The organism is Algoriphagus sp., assembly GCF_024642405.1.
Classification (GTDB): domain Bacteria; phylum Bacteroidota; class Bacteroidia; order Cytophagales; family Cyclobacteriaceae; genus Algoriphagus.
In genome coordinates this window covers 1-7,443 of record NZ_JAHEBC010000188.1, presented here as the reverse complement: position 1 = coordinate 7,443, position 7,443 = coordinate 1, and the positions used below count along the sequence as shown (strand labels likewise).

Below are 7,443 nucleotides of genomic sequence, written 5' to 3'. Positions count from 1 at the left end.
AGCTTCCAAAAGATGCCCATGATCAGTTCTTCGTTGTGGTTCAATTCATTCATGTCACTAATCTAAAATGAATTTTTTAAAAACCCTACGAAATTTTCATATATCTACGAATATTATGTAAAAAAAATGATTAGATTTTCATTGAAAGGGATTTACATATTTAAAAACGATCATTTCAAAATACTTAATAGAAAATTACCTAAACCTCAAAAATAATTTAACTCTGTTTTTTTGCTGATCAGATATTGAAAATATTTTAAATCCAACAATTTCTATTAAATTATCTTGTGGTTATAAGTTTATCAATAACTCCAAATTAAACAGTTTATCCATCCAATATATTTTTAATCCTTTTGCAACAAATAAAATTTAATCTATTCAAGTCAATTTCAAAGATTGCATAGTTTCCAAGGAATCTTGTTTATTAAATCAAATTGATATTGACTTTTCTCTTTTTTAAGAGACTTAAAAATTTAATAATGTTTTTTATAGAAAATATAAAAAGCTTGATTGATACAAATGAAATCTGAAAAAGATCAATTACTTCAAAAAGCACAAGAGGAAATTTTAAGAATATTCACCTCAGAATATCCTTCTGAAAAAATGCCAGATTTCATTTCTAAAGAGGTATCGGGTTTTGGTACCACCAAAGATGAAAGAATTAAAGGCTTTAAAAATTTTAGAGAAGTATTAGAATTGCAATATCAGCAAAGTAAAGAGGCCGGAATAGAAGTATCTTATAAGAAAAAGCCGTTTAAATACTGGAAAGATGAGTCTGGAGATCTTGCTTTATTGGTCAATGAGTTTGATTTATTTGTTAAAAACCCAGAGGGTACTGATAAATTAGATTTCAGACTTAGCAGCCTTTTCCAGTGGATAGACGATTCATGGAAACTAATTCACTGGCATGGTAGTACACCAGTCAATGTAGTGAGAGATGCCTGGCATTTGACTGAATGGCAAAAAAAGAATAAAGAACTTCAGGAGAAAGTTGAAGAACAAACAAAAGACTTAACCCTAAAAAACTATCAACTTCAAAAAGCAAAAGAACAAATTGAAGAAGCCCTTAGAGAATTAAAAGAAGCTCAGGAGCAACTTATACAATCAGAAAAAATGGCATCCCTTGGTGAATTAACGGCAGGAATTGCCCACGAAATTCAAAACCCCTTAAACTTTGTAAATAATTTTTCGGAAGTGAATACTGAACTTTTAGACGAATTGAAGGAGGAAATTGAAACCGGAAATATTGAAGAAGTAAATGCTTTAGTTAAAGACATTATTGAAAATGAAGAAAAGATCAACTTCCATGGCAAGAGGGCAGATGCCATCGTGAAAGGTATGCTTGAACATAGTAGATCAAGCAATGGACAAAAAGTTCCTACCGACATTAATTCTCTTGCTGATGAATATTTAAGGCTTTCCTATCATGGCTTGAGAGCAAAAGACAAAACATTTAACGCAACATTGGAAACAGATTTTGATCAAAACCTTCCAATAATCAATGTGGTTTCACAAGACATAGGAAGAGTAATTCTTAATCTTATTACAAATGCCTTTCATTCGATTCGAGATAGAAAGAACAATCTCAATGGAAGTGAATTCAATCCAACTGTCAAGATCAGTACAAAAAACTTTGAAGAATATGTAGAAATCATTGTTTCGGATAATGGAAATGGAATTCCTGAATCAATTCAACAAAAGATTTTCCAACCATTTTTTACTACAAAACCAACAGGACAAGGAACAGGACTTGGACTTTCATTAAGTTATGATATCATACGATCACATGGTGGAAAAATTCAAGTCGAATCCGGAGTTGGCTCTGGAGCCGACTTTAAATTAATAATTCCAAAAAATTAAATTATGAAAATACTAGTTGTAGACGATGAAAAAGATGTGAAAACACTTTTTGAACAAAGATTCAGAAAGGAAATCCGATCAAAAACTGTTGATTTTGTATTCGCCTTCTCCGGAAAAGAAGCACTCGCATACATTGACAAGTTAGATCATGAGGCAATATTAATCCTTTCAGACATTAACATGCCTGGAATGAGCGGTTTAGAGCTATTGAAAGAAATTAAAGAAAAAGAACTAACTCCTAAACCGATCGTCATGATGATTTCTGCTTATGGGGATGAACAGAATTATAATACTGCAAAAAGTCTTGGAGCTGATGCTTTTTTAACCAAACCTGTAGATTTTAAGCTACTAAAGGAAAAACTTCAACTCAATTAAAGATTTTAAGAAAGTCAAAGTCTTTCTATTTTTTCATCAACTTATGGACTTGACCAAAAACATAAAATAATTCTGAGGCTATCTCATGAGATCGTTCTGAATACATTTTACGTTCTATTGGAGTTTCGTCAAAAATTTTTGGATCTTCAAACCTTATTGGAAATCTAACTTCACAGCCCGGAATATAAGGGCAATTTTCATCTGCATGATCACAGGTCATGATTGCGGCAAATTCAACTTTAGGATTTGATTCATCATCAAAAAGTTTAGAATAAGCCAGAATCGGTTTTTGCTTTTTCCCAAAGTTTAATTCATAAATGGGATTACTATCTCCGATGGCTTTGATTTCAAATCCATCTCGACGTAAAGCTGCAACAGCCCTTGAATTAAACTCTGTCACCTCCACTCCACCTGAGAAACTCTGAACAGGTAGATTGAAATAATAGCCCCATACATGAGCCCAAATTTGGGAAAACTGGCTTCTTCGACTATTGTGTGTACAGATAAAATTCAGCTTGATGGGTTTATCATTCTGAATTTGATAAACCATATAGTTTATTAAAGGTACTAGCACTACCTTCCTCTCTTCAGAAATAGCCCTTTTTTTTAGGTTCCGAACAGTTTGTTCAATTTCGGGGAATAAATGCATATGTTAACTTAGCAACATCCTCCTCCTGGAACACAAGAATTATCTTCCTTCACTTTCAGACCTGCCAGACTTACTTTTTGTTTTGAACTAGGTACACCACAACTCTCTTTCGCAAGGCAAGTTGTCATCTTTTTTGTAAGATGAAATTCATTTTGGTAAAATTCCAGCCCATACTTCCCAATAGTATCGGATTGATATTCTACCTCCACTTCTAAATCCTCCAACCCCAGAACTCTCTCTGACAGTTCGATGATATGTAACAATTTATCGGCCCCAAGCCTATGGTCGAAATCTCCATCCTCCCAAAGTTGAAAGTTGATTGATTTTTCATCTCTCAACTTTCCTCCACAGTCAATGAATTTTTTATTGATTTGACCGATTTCAGTCACATGAAAATGAGCAGGCACTGACGCTCCATTTGGCAGTTTAAAAACTAATTCACCCAAATTTGGCAATTTTGACTTGATTTCTGATAGTTTCATATTGATTGTAATATTACGATAAATAAATTCAAATTTTTTTAGCAACAATTCCCATCCCCACTGGAAGATCGGTAAGAATTAAAAAGCTCATTGAGCAGTTTTTGTGTTTCTTCCCACTTTCCAGGATGAATACAATAACTCATGGATGCTCCTTCAATAGTCCCTTGAAGGAGTCCAATTTCTTTCAATTCTTTTAGATGCTGTGAAATGGTAGCCTGAGCTAATCCCAATTCCTGGACAAGAGTGCCATTTACACAGGTATTTGTTTTAAGCAAATATTGAATAATTGCGATCCTGGCAGGATGAGCTAAGGCTTTTGCCATTCTTGCCAACTCATTTTGATTAGCAGTAAATAAATCTGTTTTTGTAATCCCCATAAGTATATTGCAATATTACGATAAATAACTTTAAAAGTTATTAATTGTTTTCCTTTCTGATAAACACTGTTTCAGTCAGAACTGGTGAAACCATGAAATAACCTAATACTTTACCTTCACCTTCTTCGACTATTATATTGGTGTCTGGGTTTTGAGGAGGGGGACTAAAAAGACCACCATCATTAAAAAGCAATCCCACTAATTGTGAGAAGTAATCATATGAACTTTTATTCATTCTGAATAACTCCATTCGAACTTTATCTCCTGCCTCAAATGGATAATTCAATTCCAAGCCTTCTTCAAAAAACTGCAGCCCAAAGGTATCATCAAATAAAAGGTAATCGTCCCTATCATTCTTTAAAGTGTCATTTTCAATAACCTTAATTCGATAATAATTATTTTCTTTAAAAGGAATTTCCCCATAAACCTTGATATAATAACCCTCATCTCTAAAAAGTCTTTCTTCTTGATAAGCATAAGTAAGACTATCCACTATAGGAGGGGCAAGCATTACACCCTTTGAGGTATATACGTTTCCTTCCCAAAAAACCTGAAGTTCATAAGACTCCCCTACAACTGCTGTACTAGTTTCCCGAAATGGCTTATAACTCTGAGTATCATCATTGAAATAGAATGGAATATTGATAGTAGTACCTTCAATCAATATTCTCACGAGTGCATTAGATACTACAGTTTGGTCTGAAGAATCAAAATAATTTTCTGCTAAGGTGATTTTCACTTCATTATAGAACGGAATATCCGTCCAAGTGGCTTCTATTACAGGTACTATTCCATCGATTGTAGCCAATGGTAAGTTGACTTCTTCTTGACAGGAGAAGAGACAAAAACAGAATACTATAAACCAGATTTTTTTCATTTTAAAATTGAAAATTATACGTAATAGAAGGCAGAAATGTGAATAAATAAGTCATGACCACACTTTGTTTTCTGGAAACCACTGGCCCATCCACATCCGGATCATAATTGATTTTATCATTAATCACCTCTCTAAATTCATAGGCAAATGGATTTTTCCTTCCATAAAGGTTGTAAACACTGAAATTCCAGCTTCCTCTCCATTTCCTTCCCTTATCTGGATTTTTCCAGGTAATTGATGCATCCATCCGATGATAATCGGGAAAACGATCTTCATTTCTATAATCAGAATACAGAGGTACTACCTGATTATCTACTTCATAGGTACCAATCGGAAATGAAACAGCCTGACCAGTAGTGTAAACAAATGTCAAACCAGCAGACCAGGATGGGGAAAATTCATGATTCAATACTAATGTCACATCATTCGGTCTATCATAGCGTGGGTTATACCGTTGTCCTAAGCTAATTCCTTCAATTGTTCTCCATGTTCTAGAATAAGTATATGCCAGCCATCCCGTTGTCTTTCCTACATTCTTTCGTAACAAGAATTCTACTCCATAGGCATAACCATCTCCACTTAGAATTTCTGTCTCCACCTGATCGGTAAATAGTACGGAAGCTCCATTTTTTAAATCAATAGTATTTCTAATGTCTTTCGCATAGGTTTCTACAGATAGTTCCCATTTATTCTGATTGAAATTTCTAAAAACACCTAGAGAAATTTGATCAGACCTAAGTGGATCCATGTATTTACCTGACAAAATCCAGCGGTCTACTGGCAAACCAGCAGAGCTATTTGAGGCTATTTGCACATATTGGTAGTTTCTGTTATAAGCTGCTTTTATAGAAAACTCATCATTAACAAGAAACCTAAAAGCTACTCTAGGTTCCAAACCTTGGTAAAAATGCATTGGTTTAAGTCTCCCAAAACTGACACTGTCTGTTATTTCTGCCTCATCTGTAGGAGCTCCTCCCTCATAAAAATAATCTACCCCTTTCCCGACTTGATGATACAGACTCCATCTCAAGCCAAATTCAGTGCTCAACCTAGGTGAAAGCTCTACCAATCCTCCCGCAAAAACACTGTTCAAAAAACCATTTTTAGGGTTTGTCGCAATAGGCTGAATTGCACTGCCACCTGCCGGATCCAAAGCAATTGGTGAAAAATGGTAAAGCTGACTTTGAAAACCCCAATAAGTCTGAATTTTATCTGAATTGATCCAACTCCATTGACCTTTCATCCCCGATTCTGAGAGTTTATTTTCCCATGTGAAACCCGCATCAGGATCATCAAATTCAACTTTATAATTATATCGCGAGTGATATGATTCCAAATCAAAAAAAGAATTTTCAGATATTGTATGACTCCATTTTGAAGATGTCACCCAGTTCCTCCATCCTAATCCAAATTGCTCATCCAGCCCCAAAAAGTCACTTCCCTCATAGCTAGATAATGTAATTTTATCCTTCTCTCCCAACCTGAATGAAAACTTTGCACTGAGATCATGAAAATTCAACTTATTGTTTTTGATATCCTCATTACTTGAAAGCTTTAGAAACAAATCGGCGTAGGTTCTTCTCCCGGAGATTGCAAAAGTAGATTTATCAGAAAACAATGGCCCGTCAAGCATAAAACGAGAAGAAATACTTCCAATTCCACCTTCCCCATGTATCTGTTCATTATTTCCTTCCTTTAATGAAACGTCAATTAGAGAAGACAATCTACCACCATAACTTGCAGGCATATTTCCTTTATATAAATCAACTTGATCTAAGGCATCAGGACTAAATACAGAGAAAAATCCAAAGAAATGCGAAGGATTGAATACAGGTGCACCATCAACTTGTACTAAATTTTGATCGGCAGAACCTCCTCTAACAAAAAGCCCTGTTGTCCCCTCTCCTGCAGTTTGCACGCCTGGTAAAAGCTGTAAACTCCTAAGTAAATCAACTTCGCCGAATAGCGCAGGAATATTTTTTATAGTTTCAATCGGTATAGAAGCTTTACCAGTTTCAAGATTTTTAACTTGTTCATCTGGCCTTCTTTCCTGAATGATTATTTCTTCCAAAGATAACTCTGATGGTTTCAGGAAGAACCTGATTTCCTTTTCAGCCTCATTCACAGTAATGTTTCTAATTGATTTTTCAAATCCTAAATAAGAAACCACCAATCTGGAAGGAAGCACACGTTTTTTCAATTTAAATTTTCCATCGAGATCAGTAACCACACCGGAATTGAGATTATCCTCCCAATAAACATTGGCACCAATCAGAGGATCTGAATTAGATGCATCTAATACCACACCCGTAAAAAACTCATCACTTTGAGCAAAAAGGGTACCTGTCACCCCAAATAATACCCAGACAAATAAAACATTTGAGAGACTTCTAAAAAGTTGCATTTTTGATAGAATGGTAATTAAACTCCTTTGTTATACTCATTAGTAGAATTAATGTTTGTTAATTTTTCATTTTCTAAGCGATGCAATAAACCACTCATTTTAAAGTCGCTTTTAAAGTAAGGTTTATTTTATAATTTCAGGCCATGATTTGGGCATATCCCGACGTAAAACTCACTCTCTTGCTTGCAGGTCTTTTTGGCTTGCTCTATTTGGTTTACTTATTCAGGTACTGGTCTATCAATAAAAGACTGGAAGTTGAGAAAAGAAGACTATTTACGAAAATGGTTCTACGGACTACCTATTTCGCTTTATTCCTTGTGGCATTTGCTGGACCATCAATTGGAACTTCTACAAAAGAGATAAAAGAAGAAGGCAAAGATATTTTCATTGCCGTGGATCTATCACAATCCATGAATGCT

Annotated in this window: 7 protein-coding genes and 1 pseudogene; 3 read left to right on the top strand and 5 right to left on the bottom strand. The window is 34.7% G+C overall.

Going from position 1 to position 7,443, the window contains the following annotated elements:
- Window positions 1-519 precede the first annotated feature (519 nt).
- Together Q0L68_RS13495 and Q0L68_RS13490 are read left to right on the top strand one after the other, a co-directional pair.
- Entirely contained in the window at window positions 520-1,860 is a 1,341-nt protein-coding gene (locus tag Q0L68_RS13495) for an ATP-binding protein (RefSeq protein ID WP_296704088.1), read from the top strand.
- Between the two features lie 3 nt (window positions 1,861-1,863).
- Window positions 1,864-2,235: a response regulator gene (locus tag Q0L68_RS13490; protein ID WP_296704086.1), complete on the top strand. Its 372-nt coding sequence runs from the start codon at window positions 1,864-1,866 to the stop codon at window positions 2,233-2,235.
- Between the two features lie 25 nt (window positions 2,236-2,260).
- Here the strand turns inward: Q0L68_RS13490 and Q0L68_RS13485 are convergent, their stop codons facing one another.
- The 5 genes from Q0L68_RS13485 to Q0L68_RS13465 all read right to left on the bottom strand — a co-directional run bounded on the left by Q0L68_RS13485 (window position 2,261) and on the right by Q0L68_RS13465 (window position 7,024).
- Window positions 2,261-2,785 carry a protein-tyrosine-phosphatase gene (locus tag Q0L68_RS13485; RefSeq protein WP_296704082.1) on the bottom strand — a complete coding sequence of 175 codons (525 nt, stop codon included), beginning with the start codon at window positions 2,783-2,785 and terminating at the stop codon, window positions 2,261-2,263.
- Between the two features lie 107 nt (window positions 2,786-2,892).
- A complete protein-coding gene (locus Q0L68_RS13480) occupies window positions 2,893-3,366 on the bottom strand; it encodes a DUF6428 family protein (RefSeq protein WP_296704079.1) in 474 nt (157 codons plus the stop codon).
- Between the two features lie 38 nt (window positions 3,367-3,404).
- Window positions 3,405-3,743, bottom strand: a complete 339-nt coding sequence (locus tag Q0L68_RS13475; protein ID WP_296704075.1) for a metalloregulator ArsR/SmtB family transcription factor — start codon at window positions 3,741-3,743, stop codon at window positions 3,405-3,407.
- A gap of 40 nt (window positions 3,744-3,783) precedes the next feature.
- Window positions 3,784-4,620 (bottom strand): DUF4249 family protein, encoded by an 837-nt coding sequence (locus tag Q0L68_RS13470; RefSeq protein WP_296704072.1) that lies wholly within the window; start codon window positions 4,618-4,620, stop codon window positions 3,784-3,786.
- Window position 4,621: 1 nt separating this feature from the next.
- Entirely contained in the window at window positions 4,622-7,024 is a 2,403-nt protein-coding gene (locus Q0L68_RS13465; protein ID WP_296704069.1) for a TonB-dependent receptor, read from the bottom strand.
- Window positions 7,025-7,167: 143 nt separating this feature from the next.
- Here Q0L68_RS13465 and Q0L68_RS13460 point away from each other — a divergent pair.
- A pseudogene (locus Q0L68_RS13460) lies at window positions 7,168-7,443 on the top strand (aerotolerance regulator BatB); the annotation flags it as partial.

Coding starts and splice junctions, on each gene's coding strand:
- Q0L68_RS13480 (WP_296704079.1), bottom strand. CDS start 3,366: ATGAAACTATCAGAAATCAAGTCAAAATTGCCAAATTTGGGTGAATTA.
- Q0L68_RS13475 (WP_296704075.1), bottom strand. CDS start 3,743: ATGGGGATTACAAAAACAGATTTATTTACTGCTAATCAAAATGAGTTG.
- Q0L68_RS13495 (WP_296704088.1), top strand. CDS start 520: ATGAAATCTGAAAAAGATCAATTACTTCAAAAAGCACAAGAGGAAATT.
- Q0L68_RS13485 (WP_296704082.1), bottom strand. CDS start 2,785: ATGGTTTATCAAATTCAGAATGATAAACCCATCAAGCTGAATTTTATC.
- Q0L68_RS13490 (WP_296704086.1), top strand. CDS start 1,864: ATGAAAATACTAGTTGTAGACGATGAAAAAGATGTGAAAACACTTTTT.
- Q0L68_RS13465 (WP_296704069.1), bottom strand. CDS start 7,024: ATGCAACTTTTTAGAAGTCTCTCAAATGTTTTATTTGTCTGGGTATTA.
- Q0L68_RS13470 (WP_296704072.1), bottom strand. CDS start 4,620: ATGAAAAAAATCTGGTTTATAGTATTCTGTTTTTGTCTCTTCTCCTGT.